Origin of the sequence: Neptuniibacter caesariensis (genome assembly GCF_000153345.1) — a bacterium.
In the GTDB taxonomy this organism is placed as follows: domain Bacteria; phylum Pseudomonadota; class Gammaproteobacteria; order Pseudomonadales; family Balneatricaceae; genus Neptuniibacter; species Neptuniibacter caesariensis.
Genome location: NZ_CH724125.1, coordinates 1,903,007 through 1,928,225, shown reverse-complemented (window position 1 = coordinate 1,928,225; position 25,219 = coordinate 1,903,007). Strand labels below are relative to the sequence as shown.

At 47.1% G+C, this 25,219-nt stretch carries 19 protein-coding genes, 2 tRNA genes and 1 rRNA gene; 20 read left to right on the top strand and 2 right to left on the bottom strand.

The window, feature by feature from the left end; genetic code table 11:
* The first annotated feature begins 563 nt into the window (after positions 1–563).
* Both rrf and MED92_RS08900 read left to right on the top strand, forming a co-directional pair.
* Positions 564–679 (top strand): 5S ribosomal RNA (rrf, locus tag MED92_RS08905).
* Between the two features lie 425 nt (positions 680–1,104).
* Positions 1,105–1,908, top strand: a complete 804-nt coding sequence (locus MED92_RS08900; protein WP_007021195.1) for a substrate-binding periplasmic protein — start codon at positions 1,105–1,107, stop codon at positions 1,906–1,908.
* 51 nt (positions 1,909–1,959) lie between these two features.
* On the opposite strand, the gene MED92_RS08895 is transcribed toward MED92_RS08900, so the two are convergent.
* Positions 1,960–3,933: a methyl-accepting chemotaxis protein gene (locus tag MED92_RS08895; protein WP_007021194.1), complete on the bottom strand. Its 1,974-nt coding sequence runs from the start codon at positions 3,931–3,933 to the stop codon at positions 1,960–1,962.
* Between the two features lie 310 nt (positions 3,934–4,243).
* Here MED92_RS08895 and carA point away from each other — a divergent pair, with 310 nt between their 5' ends.
* The 3 genes from carA to greA all read left to right on the top strand — a co-directional run bounded on the left by carA (position 4,244) and on the right by greA (position 9,153).
* The gene (carA, locus tag MED92_RS08890) at positions 4,244–5,377 is read left to right on the top strand and encodes a glutamine-hydrolyzing carbamoyl-phosphate synthase small subunit (RefSeq protein ID WP_040662487.1); all 1,134 of its coding nucleotides are present in this window, start codon (positions 4,244–4,246) and stop codon (positions 5,375–5,377) included.
* 87 nt (positions 5,378–5,464) lie between these two features.
* On the top strand, positions 5,465–8,674 hold the full coding sequence (gene carB / locus MED92_RS08885) for a carbamoyl-phosphate synthase large subunit (protein WP_007021192.1): 3,210 nt from the start codon (positions 5,465–5,467) through the stop codon (positions 8,672–8,674).
* Positions 8,675–8,676: 2 nt separating this feature from the next.
* Entirely contained in the window at positions 8,677–9,153 is a 477-nt protein-coding gene (greA, locus tag MED92_RS08880; RefSeq protein ID WP_154715156.1) for a transcription elongation factor GreA, read from the top strand.
* Between the two features lie 56 nt (positions 9,154–9,209).
* Here greA and MED92_RS08875 read toward each other — a convergent pair whose 3' ends face one another.
* Complete coding sequence (locus MED92_RS08875) at positions 9,210–9,512, bottom strand: YhbY family RNA-binding protein (RefSeq protein ID WP_007021190.1); 303 nt, start codon at positions 9,510–9,512, stop codon at positions 9,210–9,212.
* Between the two features lie 135 nt (positions 9,513–9,647).
* Here MED92_RS08875 and rlmE point away from each other — a divergent pair, with 135 nt between their 5' ends.
* The 15 genes from rlmE to pnp all read left to right on the top strand — a co-directional run bounded on the left by rlmE (position 9,648) and on the right by pnp (position 25,008).
* Complete coding sequence (rlmE, locus tag MED92_RS08870; RefSeq protein WP_007021189.1) at positions 9,648–10,268, top strand: 23S rRNA (uridine(2552)-2'-O)-methyltransferase RlmE; 621 nt, start codon at positions 9,648–9,650, stop codon at positions 10,266–10,268.
* Between the two features lie 103 nt (positions 10,269–10,371).
* The gene (ftsH, locus tag MED92_RS08865) at positions 10,372–12,342 is read left to right on the top strand and encodes an ATP-dependent zinc metalloprotease FtsH (protein WP_007021188.1); all 1,971 of its coding nucleotides are present in this window, start codon (positions 10,372–10,374) and stop codon (positions 12,340–12,342) included.
* Between the two features lie 76 nt (positions 12,343–12,418).
* On the top strand, positions 12,419–13,276 hold the full coding sequence (gene folP, locus MED92_RS08860) for a dihydropteroate synthase (protein ID WP_007021187.1): 858 nt from the start codon (positions 12,419–12,421) through the stop codon (positions 13,274–13,276).
* Between the two features lie 6 nt (positions 13,277–13,282).
* The gene (gene glmM / locus MED92_RS08855) at positions 13,283–14,635 is read left to right on the top strand and encodes a phosphoglucosamine mutase (protein ID WP_007021186.1); all 1,353 of its coding nucleotides are present in this window, start codon (positions 13,283–13,285) and stop codon (positions 14,633–14,635) included.
* Between the two features lie 39 nt (positions 14,636–14,674).
* On the top strand, positions 14,675–15,427 hold the full coding sequence (gene tpiA, locus MED92_RS08850) for a triose-phosphate isomerase (protein WP_007021185.1): 753 nt from the start codon (positions 14,675–14,677) through the stop codon (positions 15,425–15,427).
* 15 nt (positions 15,428–15,442) lie between these two features.
* Positions 15,443–15,835 (top strand): preprotein translocase subunit SecG, encoded by a 393-nt coding sequence (secG, locus tag MED92_RS08845; protein ID WP_007021184.1) that lies wholly within the window; start codon positions 15,443–15,445, stop codon positions 15,833–15,835.
* Between the two features lie 19 nt (positions 15,836–15,854).
* Positions 15,855–15,941: transfer RNA gene (locus tag MED92_RS08840), tRNA-Leu, on the top strand.
* A gap of 131 nt (positions 15,942–16,072) precedes the next feature.
* Positions 16,073–16,149 (top strand) — tRNA-Met (locus MED92_RS08835).
* A gap of 218 nt (positions 16,150–16,367) precedes the next feature.
* Positions 16,368–16,823, top strand: coding sequence for a ribosome maturation factor RimP (gene rimP, locus MED92_RS08830; protein ID WP_007021183.1), 456 nt, complete (start codon positions 16,368–16,370; stop codon positions 16,821–16,823).
* Between the two features lie 33 nt (positions 16,824–16,856).
* Positions 16,857–18,344, top strand: coding sequence for a transcription termination factor NusA (gene nusA, locus MED92_RS08825; RefSeq protein WP_007021182.1), 1,488 nt, complete (start codon positions 16,857–16,859; stop codon positions 18,342–18,344).
* Between the two features lie 25 nt (positions 18,345–18,369).
* Positions 18,370–20,904 (top strand): translation initiation factor IF-2, encoded by a 2,535-nt coding sequence (gene infB / locus MED92_RS08820; RefSeq protein WP_007021181.1) that lies wholly within the window; start codon positions 18,370–18,372, stop codon positions 20,902–20,904.
* Between the two features lie 17 nt (positions 20,905–20,921).
* Positions 20,922–21,329, top strand: a complete 408-nt coding sequence (rbfA, locus tag MED92_RS08815) for a 30S ribosome-binding factor RbfA (protein WP_007021180.1) — start codon at positions 20,922–20,924, stop codon at positions 21,327–21,329.
* 2 nt (positions 21,330–21,331) lie between these two features.
* Entirely contained in the window at positions 21,332–22,306 is a 975-nt protein-coding gene (gene truB, locus MED92_RS08810) for a tRNA pseudouridine(55) synthase TruB (RefSeq protein ID WP_040661696.1), read from the top strand.
* Between the two features lie 122 nt (positions 22,307–22,428).
* On the top strand, positions 22,429–22,698 hold the full coding sequence (rpsO, locus tag MED92_RS08805; RefSeq protein ID WP_007021178.1) for a 30S ribosomal protein S15: 270 nt from the start codon (positions 22,429–22,431) through the stop codon (positions 22,696–22,698).
* A gap of 204 nt (positions 22,699–22,902) precedes the next feature.
* Positions 22,903–25,008 carry a polyribonucleotide nucleotidyltransferase gene (gene pnp / locus MED92_RS08800; protein WP_007021177.1) on the top strand — a complete coding sequence of 702 codons (2,106 nt, stop codon included), beginning with the start codon at positions 22,903–22,905 and terminating at the stop codon, positions 25,006–25,008.
* The last annotated feature ends 211 nt before the right edge of the window (positions 25,009–25,219 follow it).

The following is a 25,219-nucleotide window of genomic DNA, read 5'->3' as shown; positions in this document are numbered from 1 at the left end:
GGTGTTTGGCACCTCGATGTCGGCTCATCACATCCTGGGGCTGAGCCGGTCCCAAGGGTATGGCTGTTCGCCATTTAAAGTGGTACGCGAGCTGGGTTTAGAACGTCGTGAGACAGTTCGGTCCCTATCTGCCGTGGGCGTTTGAGATTTGAGAAGAGTTGCTCCTAGTACGAGAGGACCGGAGTGAACGAACCTCTGGTGTACCGGTTGTGATGCCAATTGCATTGCCGGGTAGCTACGTTCGGACGGGATAACCGCTGAAAGCATCTAAGCGGGAAGCCTCCTTCAAGATGAGATCTCACTGGGAACTTGATTCCCCTAAAGGGCCGTTTAAGACTAAGACGTTGATAGGCTGGGTGTGGAAGCGTTGTGAGGCGTTGAGCTAACCAGTACTAATTGCCCGTGAGGCTTGACCATATAACGCCAAAGGTGTTTGGAAGATAATTTGTGGTTTAGTTAGTAAGAACGATAGAGAGTAACGAATTAGCGCAGTACGAAAAGCTACAGTCATAGAGCTCTAAATCAAAGATAAGAAGAATCAGATCCGAGTTGTAACAGTTTTGCTTGGCGACCATAGAGTTGTGGAACCACCTGATCCCATACCGAACTCAGACGTGAAACGCAGCATCGCCGATGGTAGTGTGGGGCTTCCCCATGTGAGAGTAGGTCATCGCCAAGCATTTAATTACGAGAAACCCCTATCGCTGACGCGGTAGGGGTTTTTTCGTTATTGAAGCGATGATTTATTGTTACTACAAAGGCTCCATGTGACAACCGGTGCACCGAAGGTGCCAGGTTGAAGCGCCGAAGGCGTCGCGAAGCGAGTGGAAGCGTAGCTTTCAACTTATTGTAGGTCATCGTTCATACCCCAATGGGCTAAAAGCCCCCAACCGGCGAGTGACTAGCCCCTAGCCCCTAGCCCCTAGTTGCTTGCTGCTAGCTACTCTTATCTGCCTTTATCCGCCTTTAGTTGCCTCATCGAATTTTAACTATCTGTTGAATATCTAATCATAAATACTTCTGGTCTAAACTTGCTGAGATAAATAGTTGCTGCCTATACTGAGCCTAACTGCATTTTTCGTTGTAGATAGTAGGCTCTCTGTCATGCTCGGATTGAAAAAGTTAGTTTATGCATCAGTTATAGGTTTTGCTGCGTTGTCAGCATCAGCTATTCAGGCTGATGAGTGTAATGTATTAACAGCAACCGGTAATTCTGAATATCCCCCTTACTTATGGCGGGCCAATGATGGGACTAAGGCATTGCTAGGTGCCAATCGTCTGATCTTTGATGAGCTTGCTCGGCGGATGAAGGTTGAAATACAGCTTCAGGATGTAGGTTCCTGGGCAAGAGCACAGGATATGCTGAAAACCGGCCGTATCGATCTTATGGCAGGGGCTTTTTATACGGTTCCTCGAATTCAGTATATGGACTACGTTTATCCGGCTTTTCTAGATACAACGAGTGTTGTCTGGACTAAGAGTGGTGCAACCGTTGATTATTCGCAGCGCGACGATTTAAAGAAATACTCAGGTGTGACTGTAATTAATAATAGCTTTGGTCAGGAGTTTGATGAATATGCTAAGAAGGAGCTTGAGCTTTCTTATGTGGCTTCATTGAAGCAGGCCTTTATGATGGTAAACAGAGGTCGGGCTGAGTATGCGCTCTATGAAAAGAACCCGGGTTTAGCTTATGCTGAGCTGTTAGGGGTTGCAGCTGAGCTAAATGTTTTGGAACCCGCAATTAGTAGTGAGGGACTTTATCTTACGGTGTCTCACCTGTCTAAGTGCAATACGGGCAAACTTAGAGGTCAGTTAGCTAAAACTGTTCAAGAGATGATTGCAGATGGCTTTATGGCAAAAGCTTTGCAACAGGGGCTTAAAGATTGGGCAGCCTTCCCGCATAAATAGCCAGAGTGATCTTTCAAAAATAGCCCGCTGTCCGCGGGCTTTTTATTTCGTTTAATTTAACTTACTTATTAGCTCGCTGAGCTTGTCGCTAGTATGTGCCAGCTTTGTGGCTTGCAGCTTATTTGCTTCGGCTGCGCTGGTTGAATTCTTGGTGAGAGAATCAGTCGTTTCAATTGTCTGGGTGATGTTAGATGTCACGGCAGTTTGTTCTTCTGTCGATGACGCAATCAAGGTACTCATATCATTAATTTCAGAGATGGAATTCCTGATCTGTTTAAATGCGGCTTGTGCATCTTCGGCAAGATTTACAGTTTCTGTCGCTGCCTTTTGCTGAATGCCCATCTTTTCAACGGTTGCTTCTGTTGTTTTGTTTAGGCGGGTTGTTATTTCCTGAATTTCGTCGGCTGATTTGGCGGTGTTTGCTGCCAGATTCCTGACTTCATCAGCAACAACGGCAAACCCGCGACCTGTTTCGCCTGCTCGTGCAGCTTCAATTGCTGCATTGAGTGCGAGTAAGTTGGTTTGTTCTGCAAAACCTTGAATTACACCGAGTACATTCTGAATGGCAATAGAGTCCTCTTGGAGCGCGTTTAGTGATTCAGCAGTTCCTGAGACCTCAGTATTAAGTCGATCTATATACTGGCGTGTTTCTTTGATCTGTTGGTAGCCGGAAATCGCTCTATCAGATGCATCTTGTGTCGCTGAGCTAGTCTGACTGGCTCTGGCTGCAACTTCGATAAATGAGTCGTTTAGTTGGGTGATTTGCTCAACAGCGCTTTGAGTAGCATATTGTTGCTGATTGATTGTGTCTTCTAGTTGAATGGCCTGGCACGACGCTTCATTTTGCAGGCTCTTGAGGTTGCTGGTCTCTTGGCGAATATTGCTCATTAGTTTATTAAAGAAAGCCTGTAGTCGCTCGATTGAGGCGTGTAATGTCTGGGCTTCGGTGATCTTCGAATCGATACTAACGTTGCTGCTAAAGTGGCCATGGGATAGCTGATCAATGTAGTTTGTTGTGATCATGAGAATGTTGCCTAGCCGGCGCAAGAGGAAGTTCATCGATATTCCGGTGATCATGATCAGAATGATACACAGTGCCATTAGGTAGTATACCGACATGCGAATGCTGTCGTATTTGGCTGAAATTTGTTCCGAAATTGCTGTGACGCTGTCATTTAGTGTAATAACTGCTGCTTGGGCATTCTTCTTTGATGTTTGTTTTTGTGCGCTGAATTTCTGCGCATTCATTAGCTCTTTAGGGTAACGATTCACTTGGGAGCGAATAGTTGAAATTGGTTCATCGCCCAGTTCTTCCTTAACGGTTTCTTCTTTGTCGTCGCTGCTAATGCCCAGTAGCTCGGACAGGTCATCTTCATCGTCTTCTGGTTCTTTATAAATGCCTAATCGATCGAGCCCATAGAGTTCGTTAGCCAGTTGGGTAAGTCTGTCTAGTTGCAATTGGATCTGTTGCGCGCTTTTATCTGTGTTTTTTGAGAAGTATGCCTGCCGGTTGTGGCTCAGTTCGAGCAAGTTTTGCTGGATAAGGCTTAATTTGTTTAAGTATTCCTGCTGCAGGCTCTGTTGGCTGAAGTCGGCTTGTAATGCGTATTCCCGTACTGAACTAATTGCGCCATTAAGCTCCCTTTCGCTGTGGATAAGTAGCTGTTCAGGTTGATTTAATTTACCGGCTGCGCGAAGTTCTGAGAGCGTGACATCTTTTAGTAGTGTTAATTGGCTGATGACATTATCGGCTATATCAGCTGGAAGCTCTTGTTCAGTTTTGGAGGCCAGGGTCTCAAGGTTTTTTTCGATCGTTGTGAGCTGTGTAGCATCTCCGGTCATGAGGTAAGACGAAACGGGCTTCTCAAGAAGAAGATATATCTTTTCTTTATATGTGTGGTAGTGGTCTTTCATTGAGAAGGCGGTATCTAGTCTTTCCAGTGACCAGAAAATGGCTGCGGCAAGTAGTGTTACAATAATTGCTAAAGATGCGCCCGCAAGTCGTGTGATGGCGGAAATATTCATGGTAAACCTTAATTTCTCTTGGTTGAGAATCTGAAGAGCAGAATCAAGAGGGTTTTTACTACCGGAATGTGACACTAGTATTAATTAGAGTGTTAGTTCAAAAAATAGTTAATCGATGATTTGCCTATTTTTGCGTGTGCGTGATAGACAAAATACGGATCTATAGCGTAAAATACAGCCGGTTTGCCTGAAGCAAACTTTTACACAGATTTCTTAACAAGGAAGCGAGGTTGAATTTCGGTTTTACCTCGCTTTTTTGCACGTATCGTTTCTGATTTTTGTTGTTGCGAATTTACGCGGGGAGGTTCAATTGGCGAGACCAGCCATTCTTGCTCTTGAGGACGGAAGTATTTTCAAGGGCTTAGCCATTGGCGCAGACGGTCTGTCTAGCGGCGAGGTTGTATTTAATACCTCTATGACGGGTTACCAGGAAATTTTGACAGATCCATCTTACTGCCGTCAGATTGTAACCCTGACTTATCCACATATTGGTAATACAGGTACAAACTCTGAGGACGAAGAATCGTCCCGTACTTGGGTAGCTGGCCTGGTTATCCGTGATCTGCCATTAGTTGCGAGTAATTTCCGTAACGAAAAAAATCTTGATCAGTATCTTAAAGACAACAATATCGTTGGTATTGCAGATATTGATACGCGCCGTCTGACTCGCCTTTTACGTGAGAAAGGTTCATTGAACGGCTGCATCATGGCTGGCGAGATTGATGAATCTAAAGCGCTGGATGAGGCTAAAGCCTTCCCAGGCCTGAAAGGTATGGATCTGGCGCAGGTTGTAACGACTGAATCTACCTATGAATGGAACTCTTCTACATGGCAGCTGGGCGCTGGTCATGAAGATAAGAATCCTTCTGATCAGGAATTCCACGTTGTTGCATATGATTATGGTGTTAAACGCAACATCCTGCGTATGCTGGTTGAACGTGGCTGTAAGATTACTGTTGTGCCGGCGAAAACACCTGCTTCTGAGGTTCTGGCGCTGAATCCAGATGGCGTATTCCTGTCGAATGGTCCTGGTGATCCAGAACCATGTGATTATGCGATCGAAGCAATCCAGGAGATCTGTAAAACAGATCTGCCTGTTTTTGGTATCTGCTTGGGTCATCAGCTTCTGGCACTGGCTTCTGGTGCTAAAACAGTAAAAATGAAGTTCGGCCATCATGGTGCTAACCACCCGGTTCAGGATCTGGATGGTAAACAGGTAATGATTACTTCTCAGAACCACGGCTTTGCAGTTGATGAAGATGCGCTGCCTGAAAATGTGCGCGCTACCCATAAGTCACTGTTTGATGGTTCTTTGCAGGGTATTGAACGTACCGACCGTGCTGCATTCAGCTTCCAGGGACACCCTGAAGCAAGCCCAGGTCCACACGATGTGGCGCCTCTGTTTGATCGCTTTATTGCGGATATGCGTGCAGCTAAGGCTTGAGCCTTACCGACTGAAAGAAACGATACAAGGCAGGTGTGAATTGTCCTCCTGCCTCGGTTACTAACTGATACGACTGGTTTATTACTGATGCCAAAACGTTCGGACTTACAAAGTATTTTGATCCTGGGTGCTGGCCCGATTGTTATCGGTCAGGCATGTGAATTTGACTACTCCGGTGCACAGGCTTGTAAAGCGCTACGGGAAGAGGGTTACCGCGTTATTCTGGTGAACTCTAACCCTGCAACAATTATGACCGATCCAGCAATGGCCGATTCCACTTACATCGAGCCAATCAACTGGAAAACAGTAGAAAAGATTATTGCCAAAGAGAAGCCAGATGCGCTACTGCCTACAATGGGTGGTCAGACTGCATTGAACTGTGCGCTTGATCTGGAGCGAGAAGGCGTTCTTGAAAAGCATGGCGTTGAAATGATCGGCGCTAACGCTGATACGATCGATAAAGCGGAAGATCGTGATCGTTTCGATAAAGCGATGAAAAATATCGGTCTTGAGTGTCCACGTGCCGCTATCGCGCACAGCATGGAAGAAGCGTTGCAGGTTCAAGCGCAGCTAGGCTTCCCATGTATCATCCGTCCATCCTTTACTATGGGTGGTACTGGTGGTGGTATCGCTTATAACAAAGAAGAATTTATCGAGATCTGTGAGCGTGGTCTGGATCTTTCCCCTACGACAGAATTGTTGATCGATGAGTCTTTGATCGGTTGGAAAGAGTACGAGATGGAAGTTGTTCGTGATAAAAACGACAACTGCATCATTGTTTGTGCGATCGAAAACTTCGATGCGATGGGTGTTCACACGGGTGACTCTATCACTGTAGCACCAGCGCAAACGCTTACTGATAAAGAATACCAAATCATGCGTAATGCCTCTCTGGCTGTACTGCGTGAAATCGGCGTAGAAACGGGTGGTTCTAACGTACAGTTTGGTGTGAACCCGAAAGATGGCCGTATGGTTGTAATTGAGATGAACCCTCGTGTATCTCGTTCTTCCGCTTTGGCATCTAAAGCAACGGGCTTCCCAATTGCTAAAGTGGCAGCGAAGCTAGCGATTGGTTATACCCTGGATGAGCTACAAAACGATATTACGGGTGGTGCTACACCAGCATCGTTTGAGCCATCTATTGATTACGTTGTTACTAAGATCCCTCGTTTCACTTTCGAGAAATTCCCACAGGCAAATGATCGTCTGACAACTCAGATGAAGTCTGTTGGTGAAGTTATGGCGATTGGCCGTACTCAGCAGGAATCTTTACAGAAAGCGCTTCGCGGTCTAGAGGTTGGTGCGACAGGTTTTGATCCAATCATCGACATTACTAGTGAAGATGCGCGTTCTACGATCGTACGTGAGATGAAAGAACCTGGTGCTGAGCGTATCTGGTACCTGGGTGATGCGTTCCGTATGGGTATGAGTGTTGACGAGCTATATGAGATCAGCGGTATCGATCCATGGTTCCTGGTACAGGTTGAAGACATCATTAAGGATGAGCAGCGCGTATCTGAGATGGCAATGTCTGATCTTGATAAAGATGCTGTGTTCCGTCTTAAGCGTAAAGGTTTCTCTGATGAGCGCCTGGCAACTCTTCTTGGTGTATCTGAGAAGCAGTTCCGTAAGCATCGTCATAACCTGGATGTACGTCCGGTTTATAAGCGTGTGGATACATGTGCCGCTGAATTTTCATCTGATACCGCTTATATGTACTCCTCTTATGAAGAAGAGTGTGAAGCGAATCCTTCTGACCGTGACAAAATCATGGTTATCGGTGGTGGTCCAAACCGTATTGGTCAGGGTATTGAATTCGATTACTGCTGTGTACACGCAGCACTCGCAGCGCGTGACGACGGTTTCGAAACAATCATGGTTAACTGTAACCCTGAAACAGTTTCTACTGACTACGATACTTCTGATCGTCTGTTCTTCGAGCCTATTACGCTGGAAGATGTGCTGGAGATCGTACACGTTGAGAAGCCAAAAGGTGTGATTGTTCAGTACGGTGGTCAGACGCCACTGAAACTGGCTGTTGCGCTTGAGCAGGCTGGCGTACCAATTATTGGTACTTCTCCAGAAGCGATTGACCGCGCAGAAGACCGTGAACAGTTCCAGCAGATGCTGAAACGCCTTGGCCTTAAGCAGCCTGAAAACGCAACTGTGCGTTCTCTGGAAGAAGCGATTATCGAAGCCGATAAGCTGGGTTACCCTCTGGTTGTTCGTCCATCATACGTATTGGGTGGTCGTGCGATGGAGATCGTTTACAAAGAAGAGGAACTGCGTCGCTATATGACAACAGCGGTGCAGGTATCTAATGATGCGCCTGTATTGCTGGATCACTTCCTGAATGCCGCTGTAGAGGTTGATATCGACGCGGTTTGCGATGGCAAAGATGTTGTTATTGGCGCAATTATGCAGCATATCGAGCAGGCGGGTGTTCACTCGGGTGACTCTGCATGCTCATTCCCTCCGTACAGTCTGGCGGCAGATGTCCAGGATGAGATGCGTGAGATGGTGCGTAAAATGGCGCTAGAGCTTGGTGTGGTTGGTCTGATGAATACTCAGCTGGCTTACCAGGACGGTGAAATCTACGTGATTGAGGTTAACCCTCGTGCATCACGTACGGTTCCATTTGTGTCTAAATGTATCGGTGTCTCTCTGGCTAAGATTGGCGCCCAGGTAATGACAGGTAAATCTTTGGCTGAGCTTGGATTTACTAAAGAGATCGTACCGGCACTGTACAATGTTAAGGAAGCGGTATTCCCGTTCAATAAGTTCCAGGGTGTTGACCCGATTCTTTCCCCTGAAATGAAATCTACCGGTGAAGTGATGGGTGTGGGTGCCACTTTTGGCGAAGCATTCATGAAAGCGCATATTGGCGCGGGTGAAACACTTCCTGAGTCTGGTAAAGCGTTCGTTTCCGTGCGTGAAGCTGATAAGTCAGCTGTTGCTGCTATGGCGAAAGATCTGGTTGCTCTGGGCTTTAAACTTGTAGCGACTAAGGGTACGGCGCAATTGCTTCAAGAGAGCGGTATTGAAGCTGAGGTTGTGAATAAAGTAATGGAAGGTCGTCCGAATATCATTGATATGATTAAGAACGATGAAATTGCTTATATCGTAAATACGACTGAAGGCCGTAAGGCGATCGAAGACTCTGCTGATATTCGTCGCAGTGCGCTTCAGCATAAAGTGCCTTACACCACGACACTGGCAGGTGCAGAGGCTATCACAATGGCACTGCAGTTCGGCGAAGAGAAAGAAGTTCGTCGCGTTCAGGATCTGGGAGCTTAATTGTGAATCGAGTACCAATGACAGCTGCAGGTGAGAAGGCACTTCGTGAAGAGCTGGATCAGCTGAAGACGGTAGATCGTCCACGCGTTATCGCTGATATTGCTGAGGCGCGTGAACACGGTGACCTGAAGGAAAATGCTGAGTATCACGCAGCGCGTGAACAGCAGGGCTTTATTGAAGGTCGTATTCAGGAGTTGGAAGGAAAGTTATCGAACTGTCAGGTGATTGATGTTACTTCGATCCCTCACACAGGTAAGGTGATTTTCGGTACGACGGTGACCATTATCAATCTTGATACAGATGAAACTAAAACGTATCAGATTGTTGGTGACGATGAAGCAGATATCAAAGTAAATAAGATCTCTGTGAACTCGCCTATCGCTCGTGGCCTTGTAGGCAAGGAAGAGGGCGATATTGTGAATATTCAGACCCCGGGTGGTGCTGCTGAATATGAGATCGATGAGGTCGCTCATATCTGAATGAGCTAAATGAAAAAGGGTGCCTAAGGCACCCTTTTTTTGTGAATGCTAAACTATTAACGTAACAAGTTGGATAGTTTAGGGTTTGGCTTAAGCGCTCTACGGTAGATCAAAGCAATATGGCCGATCTCCTGTACAAGCTCTGCTTCAACAATGTCGCAAAGTTCACGGATCAGCTGTTTTTTTACGTCACGATCCCCAACAGCGAATTTAACTTTGATCAATTCGTGATCTTCGAGCGCGCGATCCACCTCAAGTTGAATCGTTTCTGTCAGGCCTTTACCGGCGACAGTAACAAGAGGATTAAGTTTGTGGCCTATAGTGCGGTAATGCTTTTTTTGCTCAGTGCTCAAGCTCATATTAAAATACGTTGCCTCAAAGTTTGGCTGAATCAATTTACTCAGGGTTCAGCATAGTCAATAGCGCCTAATTTTACCTGAGTTGTGTGCTTCTGAGTAGCACATAGCCCGATCATTCTAGAGAGCATTTCGTCAGTGGCAAAATCAACAAGCAGCGAACGCTGGTTAAAAGAACATTTTGATGATCACTATGTCAAAAAGTCAAAGGAGCTTGGTTATCGCTCTCGGGCGAGCTTCAAGCTTATAGAGCTGGATGAAAAGGATAAGTTGTTTCAACCCGGTATGACGGTTGTTGACTTAGGGGCTGCACCGGGTGGCTGGTCACAGATTGCTGCTGAGCGCGTGGGTGATCATGGTCGTGTGGTTGCTTCTGACATTCTGCCGATGGATAGTATGGCTGGAGTGGAGTTTGTTCAGGGTGATTTTACTGAAGAAGAGGTTTTGAACCGCATTCTAAAGGCATTAGGTGATGAACCTGCAGACCTTGTAATTTCAGATATGGCCCCCAATATGAGTGGTATGTCTGCGGTTGATCAGCCCGCTGCGATGTATTTAGTCGAATTGGCATTGGATATGGCGCGAGAGGTGCTTAAGCCTGGTGGTAATTTTGTGGCTAAAGTCTTCCAGGGAGAAGGCTTTGATCAATATTTAAAAGATATGCGTACTAGTTTTAACAAGGTGGTGACGCGTAAACCTGATTCTTCGCGGGCAAGATCGCGCGAAGTGTACCTGTTAGGTAAAGGGTTTAAAGGTTAATACCGTTTGTAGTGGTCAATTGAGACCGCATGGTATAGTGTTTAGCGTTTCAAATAATTGCTAAGAAAGAAATCAGCAAATTGAGGGTATTCCATTGAATGATATGGCGAAAAATCTAGTTCTATGGCTGGTGATCGCAGCGGTATTGCTGACAGTTTTTAATAATTTCAATGAAAGTGCCGAGTCGCACAGACTTAGTTATTCCGACTTTGTGTCCGAAGTGAAATCGGGTCGGGTAGAAAAAGTAATCATTGATGGATATACAATTCAGGGCCAGCGCCAGAATGGCGAAATGTTTGAAACGACACGTCCTGCGTTATCTGATCCGAAATTAGTTGATGACCTGTTCGAAAATAACGTTGTTATTGAAGGTAAGCAGCCAGAGCAGCAAAGCATCTGGACTCAGTTGCTGGTCGCATCGTTCCCAATTCTGGTCATCATTGCTGTATTCATGTTCTTCATGCGCCAGATGCAAGGCGGTGGCGGCAAAGGCGGGCCAATGTCTTTTGGTAAGTCCAAAGCCCGTATGATGAGCGAAGACCAGATTAAGACAACCTTTGACGATGTTGCTGGCGTTGAAGAAGCAAAAGAAGATGTACGTGAGTTAGTAGACTTTCTTCGTGATCCAGGCAAATTCCAGCGTCTGGGTGGTCATATTCCGCGTGGCGTTTTGATGGCAGGTAGCCCTGGTACGGGTAAGACTTTGTTAGCTAAAGCGATTGCCGGCGAAGCAAAAGTACCTTTCTTTAGTATCTCAGGTTCCGATTTTGTCGAGATGTTTGTCGGTGTGGGTGCGTCTCGTGTACGTGACATGTTCGATCAGGCGAAAAAGAATGCACCATGTATCATCTTTATCGATGAGATTGATGCGGTTGGTCGTCATCGTGGTGTTGGCATGGGCGGCGGTAATGATGAACGTGAGCAAACGCTAAACCAATTGCTGGTTGAGATGGACGGCTTTGAAGGTAGCGAAGGCATTATTGTCATTGCTGCGACTAACCGTCCTGATGTTTTGGACCCGGCACTGCTGCGTCCAGGCCGCTTTGATCGTCAAGTCCATGTGGGTCTCCCGGATATTCGGGGCCGCGAAAAGATCCTTAAGGTTCACATGCGTAAAGTGCCTTTAGGTGAAGATGTTAAACCAGAATTGATTGCACGTGGTACGCCTGGATTCTCGGGTGCTGATTTGGCGAACTTAGTCAATGAAGCTGCGCTTTTTGCTGCGCGTGCCAGCAAACGTACCGTTGGTATGGATCAATTCGAGAAGGCCAAAGACAAGATCATGATGGGTGCCGAACGCAAGTCCATGGTGATGTCTGAGAAAGAGCGCCTTAATACCGCTTATCATGAAGCAGGGCATGCAATCGTTGGGCGTTTAATGCCTGAACATGATCCGGTATATAAAGTGTCGATTATCCCTCGTGGCCGTGCCTTAGGTGTGACAATGTTTCTTCCTGAAGAAGACCGTTACAGCCATAGTCGTCAGTCAATCATGTCGAATATTTGCTCGCTATACGGCGGTCGAATTGCCGAAGAGATGACCTTGGGTAAAGAGGGTGTCACCACTGGCGCATCAAATGACATTCAGCGCGCGACTTCATTTGCACGTAATATGGTTGCCAAATGGGGTCTGACGGATGAGTTAGGTCCTCTGCTTTACGACGAAGAAGAATCTGATCCGTTTAACCGTGGCTATGGTCAGGGTGCTAAGCCTTTGGCAGAAGAAACGCAGCGCCGTATTGATGCAGAAACGCGTAAAATTATTGATCAGTGTTACAGTAAAGCTGAGCAGATTCTGGAAGAGAATAGAGATATCCTGGAATCAATGTGTCAGGCTTTGATGAAGTATGAGACGATCGATAGTAAACAGATCGATCAGTTGATGAATCGTGAGTCTGTAACTGCACCTGGAGGCTGGGTTGAAGAGAGTGATAAAGGCGATGATACGGGTGCTAAAGCAGAATCCGCAGAGCCTTCTGTTGATACTGATGAGCCTTCCGATCAGTCTGACAGCTCTGGCGATCAGGGGGTAGACCCGGATGTGCCAAACTCACCTGATAACAATCTTCACTAAATGTAAGTGATTGAACAAAAAGGCTGGCTGAGAATGCTGGCCTTTTTTAATGCATTTTTCAAAAAGAGTTATCTCTATGCGACAACTAGTCTGCGGAGAGCGTCAGTTAGATCTCTCCAATACCCAGGTGATGGGGATTCTTAATGTAACCCCTGATTCGTTCTCCGATGGTGGTCAGTTATATACAGGCAGTACTTTACTGCTCGATCAGGTGTTGCGGCGAGCTGAGAATATGCTTCGGGACGGTGCGAGTATTCTCGATATTGGTGGCGAATCTACCCGGCCTGGCGCAGCGGTTGTAGGTCTTCAGGAAGAGATGGATCGCGTACTTCCTGTTGTTGAACGGATTGCTAAGGAACTGGATGTCGTTATCTCGGTTGATACGAGTAGCCCTGAAGTCATGACTGAGGCAGCAGCTGTTGGTGCAGGTCTGTTGAATGATGTCAGGGCGCTTGGTCGAGAAGGGGCTATTAAGGCTGCATCGGCAACAGGTTTGCCAATTTGCTTAATGCACATGCAGGGCAGTCCTGCGACAATGCAGGATCGTCCATCATACGATGATGTGCTGGATGACGTAGAGGATTTTCTTGCGCAACGGGTAAAAGACTGTGAGGCAGCAGGGATAGATTCGGACCGTTTAATCCTGGATCCGGGTTTTGGATTTGGAAAAACGGTTGAGCATAATCTGCGCTTGATGAACAATATAACCCATCTGAGAAATATGGGTTTTCCGGTGCTTATTGGCACGTCACGAAAATCGATGATTGGTGCAGTATTGGGAAGGGACGTTGATCAGCGTTTGGCAGGCAGTCTGGCAACGGTAGCAATGGCGGTCATGCAGGGAGCGGAAATTATTCGCGTTCATGATGTCGTTGAAACAATGGATGTCGTTAAGATGACGCGTGCAATGATGCGCGAGTCGGTAGAAGGATAAATAAGAATGGGTAAGCGTTATTTCGGGACTGATGGTATTCGCGGTAAGGTAGGTCAGTTTCCAATTACACCTGATTTTGTACTAAAGCTTGGCTGGGCAGCAGGTAAAGTGTTTGCGCGTGAAGGGTTAAGCAAAATCCTGATCGGTAAAGATACGCGAATTTCTGGTTATATGTTTGAATCTGCGCTGGAGGCTGGGTTGTCGGCTGCTGGCGTTGATGTGTTACTCACGGGGCCTATGCCTACCCCGGCTGTTGCCTATCTTTCCAGAACCTTTCGTGCTGATGCGGGTATCGTGATCAGCGCTTCCCATAACCCTTACTTTGATAATGGTATCAAGTTCTTCTCATCTGAAGGTACAAAACTCCCTGATGAGATTGAACAGGCAATTGAAGCGCAAATGGATATTGCCATGACGACAGTAGATTCTGCTGAGCTGGGTAAAGCTAAACGTATTGATGATGCCGCGGGTCGTTACATTGAGTTCTGTAAGGCAACAGCCGGTGGAATTAGTCTTAAAGGCCTGAAAATCGTATTGGATTGCGCTAATGGTGCAACTTATCATGTGGCGCCTGCTGTTTTTGATGAATTGGGTGCGAAGGTGGTTGAAATTGCCTCTTCACCGGATGGCCTGAATATTAATGAAGAGTGCGGAGCAACGGCGACTCAGCGTCTGCAGACGGTGGTGACCGCAGAAAAGGCAGATCTGGGTATTGCATTGGATGGCGATGGTGATCGGGTGATTATGGTTGATCATCTGGGTCAGGAAGTTGATGGTGATGAGCTGCTATACATTATTGCGGCTCAAATGCGTCGCGAAGGCAGTTTTACGGGTGGTGTTGTCGGTACACTCATGACAAATTATGGCCTGGAACAAGCTTACGCCCGTGAGGATATTCATTTTATTCGTGCCAAAGTGGGTGATCGCTATGTCATGGAGCAACTTTATGCGAATGACTGGCTGTTAGGCGGCGAGAGTTCAGGGCACATTGTTTGCCGTCATTTGACCACTACGGGCGATGGCACAGTTGCTGCCTTGCAAGTGCTGAAAGCTGCAGTGGAAACGGGTAAGAGTCTGAGTGAACTTCGTGCTGGAATGACTAAGTTGCCGCAAAAAATGATCAATGTTCGTATGGAGCAGAAGGTCAGTATTGATGGTGTTGCTGAGATCGATGCTGCAGTTGCTGAAGTCGAAACTAAGCTTGGAGATCGTGGTCGGGTATTGTTGCGGCCTTCGGGAACTGAACCGGTTGTTCGGGTTATGATTGAAGGCGAAGATGAGGCTGAAGTAAATCAGCTTTGTGAGCAGTTGGCAAAGGATGTGGAAAAAGCGTTGCTGGCGCTTGAAAGTTTAAGTTAAGCCAGTTAATATTTGCGCCTCTTTTGATAGGGGGTATCGATGCGTACAGCCTTTGTAGCCGGCAACTGGAAGATGAATGGTAATACTGACTCCATCAATGAATTGATGGATGGTCTGGTAAATTCAATAAATTCTTCTTCTGTTGAAGTTTTGGTTTGTCCGCCATCAGTATACATCTCGCAGGTTAAAAGCCTGACTGAATCTTCAAAGATCAGCGTTGGTGCGCAGAATGTTAGCGAAAATGCTAATGGCGCATTTACTGGAGAAGTCTCTCTATCGATGTTGAATGACCTGGGTTGTGAGTATGTGATTCTGGGTCATTCTGAGCGCCGCAGTCTTTATGCAGAGACTGATCAACTGGTAGCAGCTAAGTTTATTGCTGCTGTTGAGTCTGGTGTTAAGCCTATTTTATGTGTAGGTGAAACACTTGATGAGCGTGAAAATGGCGAAACGCTGAAAGTGGTTTCCCGCCAGCTAAATGCAGTGATAGATGCTGCCGGCATAGAAAAATTTGCAGATGCAGTTGTTGCGTATGAGCCTGTTTGGGCAATCGGTACGGGTAAAACAGCTACACCTGAGCAGGCGCAAGAAGTTCATGCGGCAATTCGTGCTGAAATTGCCAAAAGTGACGCGGCGACTGCAGAGAAAACACGAATTCTGTATGGTGGGAGTGTTAACGCAGCAAATGCTGCAGAACTTTTTGCCAATGCTGATGTTGATGGAGGCCTTGTTGGTGGGGCGTCTCTCAAAGTAAATGATTTTATTGCGATCTGCCAAGCGGCAGATGCATAAACAGACGGTTTAGAGATGGAAACAGTAGTTCTTATTATTCATGTGTTGCTGGCAGCTGCCATTATTGGCCTGATTCTGCTGCAGCAGGGTAAAGGTGCTGAGGCTGGCGCATCCTTTGGTGCTGGCGCATCTCAGACTGTCTTCGGTAGCACGGGTAGTGGTAACTTTCTGTCGCGTATGACAGCGATCGTTGCTGCGGGTATTTTTGCTACAAGTTTTGTTTTGGCCGTATACGCGAAAAACAAAGCTGATACTGTTAGTGATGCAGGTATCCCTTCTGCTGAAGTGATCGAAAGCAGAGCTGCGGCAGATGCTGCTGCGGCCGAAGATCAGGCTCAGCTGCCTGCACTGGAAGAGTCTAAACCTGCAGAAGTTCCTGCAGAATCAGATATTCCGAAAGCCAACTAATAGTTCGTAAAAGTTTGTTGCCCAAGTGGTGGAATTGGTAGACACGCTATCTTGAGGGGGTAGTGGCCGTCAGGCCGTGCCGGTTCAAGTCCGGCCTTGGGCACCATTATCTTGAAAAAAAACGATGGTACGTATACAATACGCACCTGTTTTTTAGCGGATTGATGTTTATTATGTTGAACTATCAATCGGCAATCTGGTTCAGAATTAAGGTATCTGAACTAAGAAAGAGTTTGATGCGGGGTGGAGCAGCTTGGTAGCTCGTCGGGCTCATAACCCGAAGGTCGTTGGTTCAAATCCAGCCCCCGCTACCAACCTTATTTAGTCATCTGAATGTTAAACTCAGATGCTTAAACGTAAGGCCCCTTTTAAGGGGCTTTTTCGTAAGTGAAATACAGCAGGCATATCGTTGCTGGGTTGTATATCGGGAATGGGTCATATGACCCATTTTTTGTTTTTGTAATTCATGGTTCAAAGCTTAACTTATTGAAAAGTAAGGCTTTGCCTTAGTGTAAGTACAGGTGGGTTATTCGTGTCAGCGAAAATGAAACTATTACATGAGTTGATTGAGCCTTCAGTCAGCGCGCTAGGGTTTGAGCTCTGGGGTATTGAGTTTCTCTCACAGGGAAAACACAGCACTCTTAGGGTGTATATCGATTCCGAAAACGGAATCAACGTTGATGATTGCGCCAAAGTAAGTCATCAGGTTAGCGGGATTATGGATGTAGAAGACCCGATTGCGGGGAACTATACCCTGGAGGTCTCTTCACCAGGTATGGAACGTCCTCTCTTTACGCTTGAGCAGTTCGCAGCTTATGCGGGTTCTGAAATTCAGATTCGATTACGTGTCGCTTTTGAAGGTCGCCGTAAATTCAAAGGCGTGCTCAACGGGGTTGAGGGAGACGATGTGCTGGTTGTTGTAGATAACGAAGAATATATGCTGCCGATTGAGTACATCGATCGGGCAAACATTATCCCTCAGTTCTAAACGTGGATTAGAGGTCTTAGGCGAGGCAGACAAATGAATAAAGAGATTCTGTTGGTTGCGGAAGCAGTTTCTAACGAGAAAGATGTTCCGAAAGAAGTAATCTTCGAAGCAATCGAAGTGGCACTGGCTACGGCAACTAAGAAACGTTACGACGAAGAAGCGGATATCCGTGTTGTGATCGATCGTGCTACCGGTGATTACGAGACTTTCCGTCGCTGGTTAGTGGTAAGTAATGAAGAAGTGCCTGCACTAGGTACCGAATTGACAATGGAAGAAGCGGAAGAGATTGATACTGCGCTTCAGCCAGGTGACATTCACGAAGAACAGGTCGAATCTGTTGCATTCGGTCGTATCGCAGCACAAACGGCGAAGCAGGTTATTGTACAAAAAGTTCGCGAAGCTGAACGTGCGAAAGTTGTTGAGCAGTACCGTGATCGTCAGGGTGAGTTGATCTCGGGCAGTGTTAAAAAAGTCACACGCGATAATATTATTGTTGATCTGGGTAATAATGCTGAGGCGCTATTACCGCGTGACCAGCTTATCCAGCGCGAAGCTTTCCGCATGGGTGACCGTGTACGAGCTGTTCTGAAAGAAGTTCGTTCAGAAGGTCGTGGCCCTCAGCTGATTATGAGCCGTTCTTGTAATGAGATGCTGATCGAGCTGTTCCGTATCGAAGTACCAGAAATTTCGGAAGAAGTGATCGAAATTCGTGCGGCATCTCGTGATCCAGGTTCTCGTGCAAAAATTGCAGTAAAAACCAACGATGGACGAATTGATCCGGTAGGCGCGTGTGTTGGTATGCGTGGCGCGCGTGTTCAGGCCGTATCTAACGAGCTAGGTGGCGAACGTGTTGATATCGTTCTGTGGGACGACAATCCAGCACAGTTAGTCATTAATGCGATGGCGCCTGCAGAGGTAGCATCCATTGTATTGGATGAAGAAACTCACTCAATGGATGTAGCTGTTGCCGAAGAAAACCTGGCAATGGCGATTGGCCGAAGTGGTCAAAACGTTCGCCTGGCTTCTGAGCTAACTGGCTGGGAACTGAATGTAATGACAGAAGAAGATGCTCAGGCTAAGCATCAGTCTGAAGTCGGTTCTGTGATCGATAACTTCATCAATCATCTGGATGTAGATGAAGATGTTGCAGAAGTACTTGTGGAAGAAGGCTTCACAACGCTTGAGGAAGTTGCTTACGTTCCGGTTGATGAGATGCTGGAAATTGATGGCTTCGATGAAGATATCGTGGAAGAGCTGCGTAAGCGTGCAAAAGATGCATTGTTGAACCTTGCTATTGCAAGCGAAGAGAAGTTAGACAAGGCTGAGCCTGCAGAAGATCTTCTGACAATGGAAGGTATGGATAAGCACTTAGCCTTCCTGATGGCTGCGCAGGGCATTATCACGATGGAAGACCTTGCTGAACAGTCAATCGATGATCTGTTGGATATCGAAGGTTTAGACGAAGAGAAAGCCGCAGCGTTGATCATGACTGCTCGTGCACCATGGTTTGCTGAAGAGTAAAGGTTAACGGAAGAGGAGCCTCCTAATGGCAGAAGTAACAGTTAAGCAACTTGCCGAAATGGTTGGTGTTTCCGTTGAGCGTTTGTTAGAGCAAATGCAGGAAGCCGGTATTTCAGGTAAAAATGAAACTGCTGAAGTTTCAGAAACAGAACGACAGTCTCTACTGAATCACCTAAAGCGTAGCCACGGTGAAGATACAGATGAGGGTGAGCCGAAAAAGATCACCCTGAAGCGTAAAACTACCTCCACTTTGAAAGTGGCGGGCGCATCAGGCAAGAAGAAGACAGTTAACGTTGAAGTGCGTAAAAAGCGTACTTACGTTAAGCGCTCTGAGATGGACGAAGGTGCTGAGCAAGCTGAAACCGAAGTAGCAGCTCAGGATGTTCAGCCGCAGGAAGAGAGCAATCGCGAAGCAGAGCAAGCGGCACAAGAAGCTGCGGCTCAGGCTGCGCGTGAAGCTGAAGAGAAAGCGGCTAAAGAAGCTGAAGAGAAAGCAGCTCAAGAAGCAGAAGCAAAAGCCGAAGCTGATCGCAAAGCGGCAGAAGAAGCACGTAAGAAGCAAGAAGCTGAAACGCGTTCTCGTCAGGAAGCTGAGAAGAAAGCCCGCCAGCAGAAAGCTGAAGCGCGTTTCAAAGCTTCAGGCGATGCGCGTCCAGGCGATGACAATCGTCGTGGTAAAGGCAAGAAAAAAGGCGGTAACGATGATCGTCGTGGTGGCAAGATTAGCCGTAACCGCGGTAGGAACGGCAAGCCACTTTCTAACAAGCCTAATGAACACGGCTTCAAGGAGCCAACGACTCAACAGGTAATGGAAGTTTCTATTCCAGAGAGTATCACGGTTGCAGACCTAGCGAAGAAGATGAACGTTAAGGCAGCAGAAGTGATCAAAGTGATGTTTGGTATGGGCGCTATGGCGACTATTAACCAGGTAATCGATCAGGATACAGCAACGCTTGTTGTAGAAGAGATGGGTCACACGCCTAAGCCAATGCAGGAAAACGCTGTAGAAGAAGCGTTGATGGAAAGCATTCAGGCGCAACAGGGTGATTCTGAAGGTCGTGCTCCGGTCGTAACCGTAATGGGTCACGTAGACCACGGTAAAACATCCCTGCTTGACTATATTCGTTCATCACGTGTTGCATCGGGTGAGTCGGGTGGTATTACCCAGCATATCGGTGCCTACCACGTAGATACCGATAACGGCATGGTTACATTCCTGGATACACCGGGCCACGCAGCGTTTACCGCAATGCGTGCACGTGGTGCATCGGTAACGGATATCGTAATCCTGGTTGTTGCAGCAGATGATGGCGTAATGCCGCAGACTGAAGAGGCGGTTCAGCACGCGAAGGCGGCTGGTGTTCCTCTGGTTGTTGCTGTTAACAAGATCGATAAAGAGCAGGCTGACCCGGATCGTGTTAAAAACGAATTGGCAGCACTGGATGTTATCCCGGAAGAGTGGGGCGGTGAGAACCAGTTCGTTAATGTTTCTGCGAAAACCGGCCAGGGCATTGATGATCTGCTGGATGCAGTACTGCTGCAATCTGAAATCCTTGAGTTGACTGCAGTACCTAACGCGCCTGCGCAGGGTGTTGTGGTTGAATCTCGTCTGGATAAAGGTCGTGGTCCTGTTGCTACTGTGCTGGTACAGAACGGTACGCTACGTAAAGGTGATATCGTGCTGGCTGGCCTTCACTACGGTCGTGTTCGTGCGATGCTGGATGAGAACGGTAAGCCGATCGATTCCGCAGGCCCTGCGATCCCTGTAGAAATTCAGGGTCTGGATGGTACGCCAAACGCGGGTGACGAATTCACCATGGTATCTAACGAGAAGAAAGCACGTGAAGTTGCTCTATTCCGTCAGGGTAAATACCGTGATGTTAAGCTTGCACGTCAGCAGAAATCTAAGCTTGAAAACCTATTTGCCAACATGCAGGCAGGTGATGTTAAGCAGTTCAATATCGTACTGAAGACCGACGTACGTGGTTCTTTGGAAGCCCTGACTCACGCATTGGAAGATCTATCTACTGATGAAGTTAAGGTGAACATCGTATCTGGTGGTGTAGGTGGTATCGCTGAAACAGATGCTAACCTTGCAGTAACAGCGGATGCATTGATGGTCGGCTTTAACGTTCGTGCCGATGCTCAGGCGCGTCAGGTTCTTGAGCGTGAAGGTATTGAGCTTCGTTACTATAGCGTTATCTACGACATCATTGATGATGTTAAGCAGGCGATGGGTGGTCTTCTGTCCCCTGAATACCGTGAAGAGATCGTGGGTATTGCTGAAGTACGTGATGTATTTAAAGCGCCTAAGATCGGTGCTGTTGCGGGTTGTATGGTGACAGAAGGTACGGTTTACCGTAACAAACGAATCCGTGTCCTACGTGAAAACGTTGTTATCTATGAGGGTGAGCTTGAATCCCTGCGTCGCTTTAAAGATAACGTTAACGAAGTTCGCCAGGGTATGGAATGTGGTATCGGCGTTAAGAACTACAACGATGTTAAAGTCGGAGACCAGATTGAGGTTTACGACACCGTTGAAATTCAGCGCACACTTTAAGGTATAAATAATCCTTTATGGCACGCGATTATAGTCGTACAGAACGAATTGCTGACCAGCTCCAAAGGGAGCTGGCTCAGTTAATACAGTTCGAAATAAAAGATCCTCGCCTTGGTATGGTGACTGTAAGTTATGTCAAGGTGAGCAAGGATCTGGGGTTTGCTGATGTTTATATTACTGTTCTGCCTTTGAATGGTAAGGATGAAGCAGAAGCGATCGTTGATTCTCTCAAAGTGCTTAACAGCGCGGCAGGCTTTCTGCGCGGTGAGCTGGCACGCAATATTAAATTACGTATCATGCCGCAGCTGCGTTTCCACTTCGATGAGACTATCGAGCGTGGTCGACATCTGCATCATCTGATTGAAGCGACAATTCGTCAGGAAAATCAGAACGCAACTGATAAAAACGACTCCGACGAGGACTAAGCGTGGGACGTCGTAGAAAATCCCGAGGCCGGGCGGTCGACGGTGTATTCTTGTTGAATAAACCGCCTGGTATCTCCTCTAATTCAGCTTTACAGCAGGTTCGTCGTATCTATGATGCCGCAAAAGCGGGACATACCGGTGCGTTAGATCCGCTTGCTACAGGCATGCTTCCGATCTGTCTTGGTGAAGCAACCAAGTTCTCACAGCACCTGCTTGATTCAGATAAGCGCTATATCACTACAGCTAAGCTAGGTGTTCGTACAGATTCTAGTGATGCTGATGGTGCAGTAGTTGAAGAAAAGCCTGTGCCGACCGATCTGACTGAAGACAAGATCGATGCGATTTTGCAGTCAGAGTTCAGTGGTGAAATAGAACAAGTTCCTTCGATGTTTTCTGCATTAAAACACCAGGGGCAGCCACTTTATAAACTGGCGCGTAAGGGCATTCAAGTTGAAGTGAAGCCGCGTAAAGTGACGATCCACGAGATCAAGTTAACCGCTTTGCGTGATGATGAAATCGATCTGGAAGTTTATTGCTCTAAAGGGACTTATATCCGTTCGATTGTCGAAGATCTTGGACATATTCTAGGTTGTGGGGCGCACGTTAAAATGCTCCATAGACTGGATGTTGGGGCATTCACCGCCGACCGAATGATGAGTTTGGATGAGCTGCGCGAATTAGTGCCCGAAAACACGACTGAAGAACAGCAAAAAGGCATACAAATCGAGCTGGATAAGCTATTATTGCCAGCCTGGGCTGCTGTGGATGATCTACCGGCAGTTCGATTAAATGATCAGCAAACCAGTTTGATTATGCATGGCCAAGCGGTAGCGAATGCCAATTATGCAGAAGGTAGCCTGATTCGCTTGTTTGGTACATCACTAGACAGCGATGCAGAACGTTTTTTAGGCGTTGCCGAAGTCGTCGAACAACAGCTAAAACCTAAGCGCCTTATCTGTACTGAAGCTGATCAATAAAGATTTTTTGGTTCTCGTTAGAGGGCTGATGTGGCGTTGTACTGAAAACATGCTCGGTACATCGTTTCAATTAATCCGGCAACTCCGTTTGAGTTGTGTGCATGTTTTTAGGAGATATGAAAATGGCATTAACTGCTGAGAAAAAAGCGGCGATCGTTGCTGATTACGCACGTGGCGAAGGTGATACAGGTTCCCCAGAAGTACAGGTAGCTCTGCTGTCTGCTAACATCGAAGGTCTGCAGTCTCACTTCAAAGCAAACAAGCACGACCACCACTCACGTCGCGGTCTGATCCGCATGGTAAACCAGCGCCGTAAGCTGCTGGACTACCTGAAAGGTAAAGATGCAGATCGTTACCTTGAGCTGATCAAGCGTCTGGGTCTACGTCGCTAAGTTAGTGTGAATTCTCTGGGGCCATACAATGTATGGCCCCGGTTTTATCTGGGGTAGTCCCGAAGTTAACGTATTCATCCCGCCTGTACTCCAATGCGCTTTCGCCAGCTATGGCATAAGTAAGAGCTCATTTGAGTACTGGCAAGACATATGGCTTGAACCGTTACCTTCATTACCCCACTGAAAATATTAAAGGAAATTATTGTGTTCCAAGTAACAACTAAAACTTTTCAGTTTGGTGGTCAGGAAGTTACTATCGAAACTGGTCGCGTAGCGCGCCAGGCGACAGGATCTGTTCTGGTCAAAATGGGTGGTAACGAAGTTCTGTGTACCGTTGTAGGCGCTAAAGAAGCGAAAGCGGGTCAGGATTTCTTCCCTCTGTCTGTTCATTACCAGGAAAAATACTATGCGGTAGGCCGTATCCCTGGTGGTTTCTTCAAGCGTGAAGCACGTCCATCTGAAAAAGAGACACTGACTTCTCGTCTGATCGACCGTCCTATTCGTCCACTGTTCCCGAAAGGTTACATGAACGAAGTACAGGTGGTTTGTACTGTGGTATCTGCGGACAAGAAGAATGATCCGGATATCGCTGCAATGATCGGTACTTCTGCTGCACTGGCTATCTCTGGTATCCCATTCCAGGGCCCAATTGGTGCTGCACGTGTTGGTTTCACTGAAGATGCAGGTTACCTGTTAAACCCATCATTCGAGCAGCTGCAAACGTCTGAGCTGGACATGGTGGTAGCGGGTACTGCTGATGCGGTTCTGATGGTTGAGTCTGAAGCTCAGGAACTGTCTGAAGATGAGATGCTTGGTGCTGTTCTGTTTGCTCATCAGGAAATGCAGGTTGTTATCAACGCGGTTAATGAACTTGCTGCTGAAGCGGGTAAAGAAGCGTGGGTATGGGAAGCGCCAGCTAAAGATGAAGCACTGATTGCTAAGGTTCGTGCTGAAGTAGGTGAAGGTATCACTGCTGCTTACCAGGTTGCTGATAAAATGCAGCGCCAGAATGCACTGGCTGAACTACGTGCCAAAGCTGTTGAAGCGCTGGCAGGTGAAGAAGAAGGTCAGCCTTCTGCAGGTGATGTATCTGGTATCGTTAGCTCTTTGGAGAAAGAGATCGTTCGTGGCCGTATCGTAAACGGTGAGCCGCGTATCGATGGCCGTGATACTAAAACGGTTCGTGGTATCGATGTTCAGATCGATGTTCTTCAGGGTACACACGGTTCTGCACTGTTCACCCGTGGTGAGACTCAGGCGATCGCTACTTGTACGCTGGGTACTGCACGTGATCAGCAGATCATCGATGCGATTGAAGGTGAGCGTAAAGACCCATTCATGCTTCACTACAACTTCCCTCCCTACTCTGTAGGTGAGTGTGGTCGTATGGGTGGTGCGGGTCGTCGTGAAATTGGTCACGGTCGTCTGGCTCGTCGTGGTGTTGCTGCGGTTCTGCCTACTCAGGAAGAGTTCCCATACACTATCCGTATCGTATCTGAAATTACTGAATCTAACGGTTCAAGCTCCATGGCTTCTGTATGTGGCGCATCTCTATCTATGATGGATGCAGGTGTACCGCTGAAAGCTCCTGTTGCTGGTATTGCAATGGGTCTGGTTAAGGAAGGCGACAAGTTTGCTGTCCTGACTGATATTCTGGGTGATGAAGACCACCTGGGCGACATGGACTTTAAAGTTGCGGGTACAGAACGTGGTGTAACAGCTCTACAGATGGATATCAAAATTACTGGTATTACTGAAGAGATTATGGACATCGCTCTGGAACAGGCATACGAAGCACGTGTTCATATCCTGAAAGAGATGGCGACAGTTATCGGTTACGCGCGTCCTGAGCTGCCAGATAACGCTCCGGCGCTGACTCAGCTGAAGATCAACCCTGAGAAGATCCGCGACGTTATCGGTAAAGGTGGTGCAACAATCCGTGCTCTGACTGAAGAGACAGGCGCATCTATCGATATCGAAGATGACGGTACAGTTCGCGTATACGCTGAAGATAAAGCAGCAGCTAAAGCAGCAACTGATAAGATCATCGAGATTACTGCTGAAGCTGAGATCGGTCAGATCTACAAAGGTAAAGTTGTTCGTATCGAAGACTTTGGTGCCTTTGTAAACATCCTGCCTGGTAAAGATGGTCTGGTTCACATCTCTCAGATCGCTAACAAGCGCGTAGAGAAAGTGACAGATTACATCCAGATGGATCAGGAAGTGACTGTTAAGGTACTGGATGTAGATCAGCGTGGTCGTATCAAGCTGTCTATGAAAGATATCGAAGCAGATGATGCTGTCAGCTAAGCATCACTCCTAAATATAAGTCGCTAGCTTCTAGTGGCTAGAAAAAACCGCCGTTATCGGCGGTTTTTTTGTTTTTGGGAAGCTTCTTTATTTTGAATGCTTGTCCACTGATCATTAGCTAGCCCAAACTTATCCCGTGAATCTGTGGATAACTTAGTGAGTAGGCTGAGTAGTATTTGGCAGAAGCCTGCTCTGGCGGGGGTTGAGGAAG

What these genes read in the sequence shown, in the direction of transcription:
- MED92_RS08895 (WP_007021194.1), bottom strand. Translation starts at nt 3,933, where the DNA reads ATGAATATTTCCGCCATCACACGACTTGCGGGCGCATCTTTAGCAATT.
- secG (WP_007021184.1), top strand. Translation starts at nt 15,443, where the DNA reads ATGGAAACAGTAGTTCTTATTATTCATGTGTTGCTGGCAGCTGCCATT.
- nusA (WP_007021182.1), top strand. Translation starts at nt 16,857, where the DNA reads ATGAATAAAGAGATTCTGTTGGTTGCGGAAGCAGTTTCTAACGAGAAA.
- carB (WP_007021192.1), top strand. Translation starts at nt 5,465, where the DNA reads ATGCCAAAACGTTCGGACTTACAAAGTATTTTGATCCTGGGTGCTGGC.
- folP (WP_007021187.1), top strand. Translation starts at nt 12,419, where the DNA reads ATGCGACAACTAGTCTGCGGAGAGCGTCAGTTAGATCTCTCCAATACC.
- MED92_RS08900 (WP_007021195.1), top strand. Translation starts at nt 1,105, where the DNA reads ATGCTCGGATTGAAAAAGTTAGTTTATGCATCAGTTATAGGTTTTGCT.
- glmM (WP_007021186.1), top strand. Translation starts at nt 13,283, where the DNA reads ATGGGTAAGCGTTATTTCGGGACTGATGGTATTCGCGGTAAGGTAGGT.
- tpiA (WP_007021185.1), top strand. Translation starts at nt 14,675, where the DNA reads ATGCGTACAGCCTTTGTAGCCGGCAACTGGAAGATGAATGGTAATACT.
- infB (WP_007021181.1), top strand. Translation starts at nt 18,370, where the DNA reads ATGGCAGAAGTAACAGTTAAGCAACTTGCCGAAATGGTTGGTGTTTCC.
- ftsH (WP_007021188.1), top strand. Translation starts at nt 10,372, where the DNA reads ATGGCGAAAAATCTAGTTCTATGGCTGGTGATCGCAGCGGTATTGCTG.
- rbfA (WP_007021180.1), top strand. Translation starts at nt 20,922, where the DNA reads ATGGCACGCGATTATAGTCGTACAGAACGAATTGCTGACCAGCTCCAA.
- rpsO (WP_007021178.1), top strand. Translation starts at nt 22,429, where the DNA reads ATGGCATTAACTGCTGAGAAAAAAGCGGCGATCGTTGCTGATTACGCA.
- MED92_RS08875 (WP_007021190.1), bottom strand. Translation starts at nt 9,512, where the DNA reads ATGAGCTTGAGCACTGAGCAAAAAAAGCATTACCGCACTATAGGCCAC.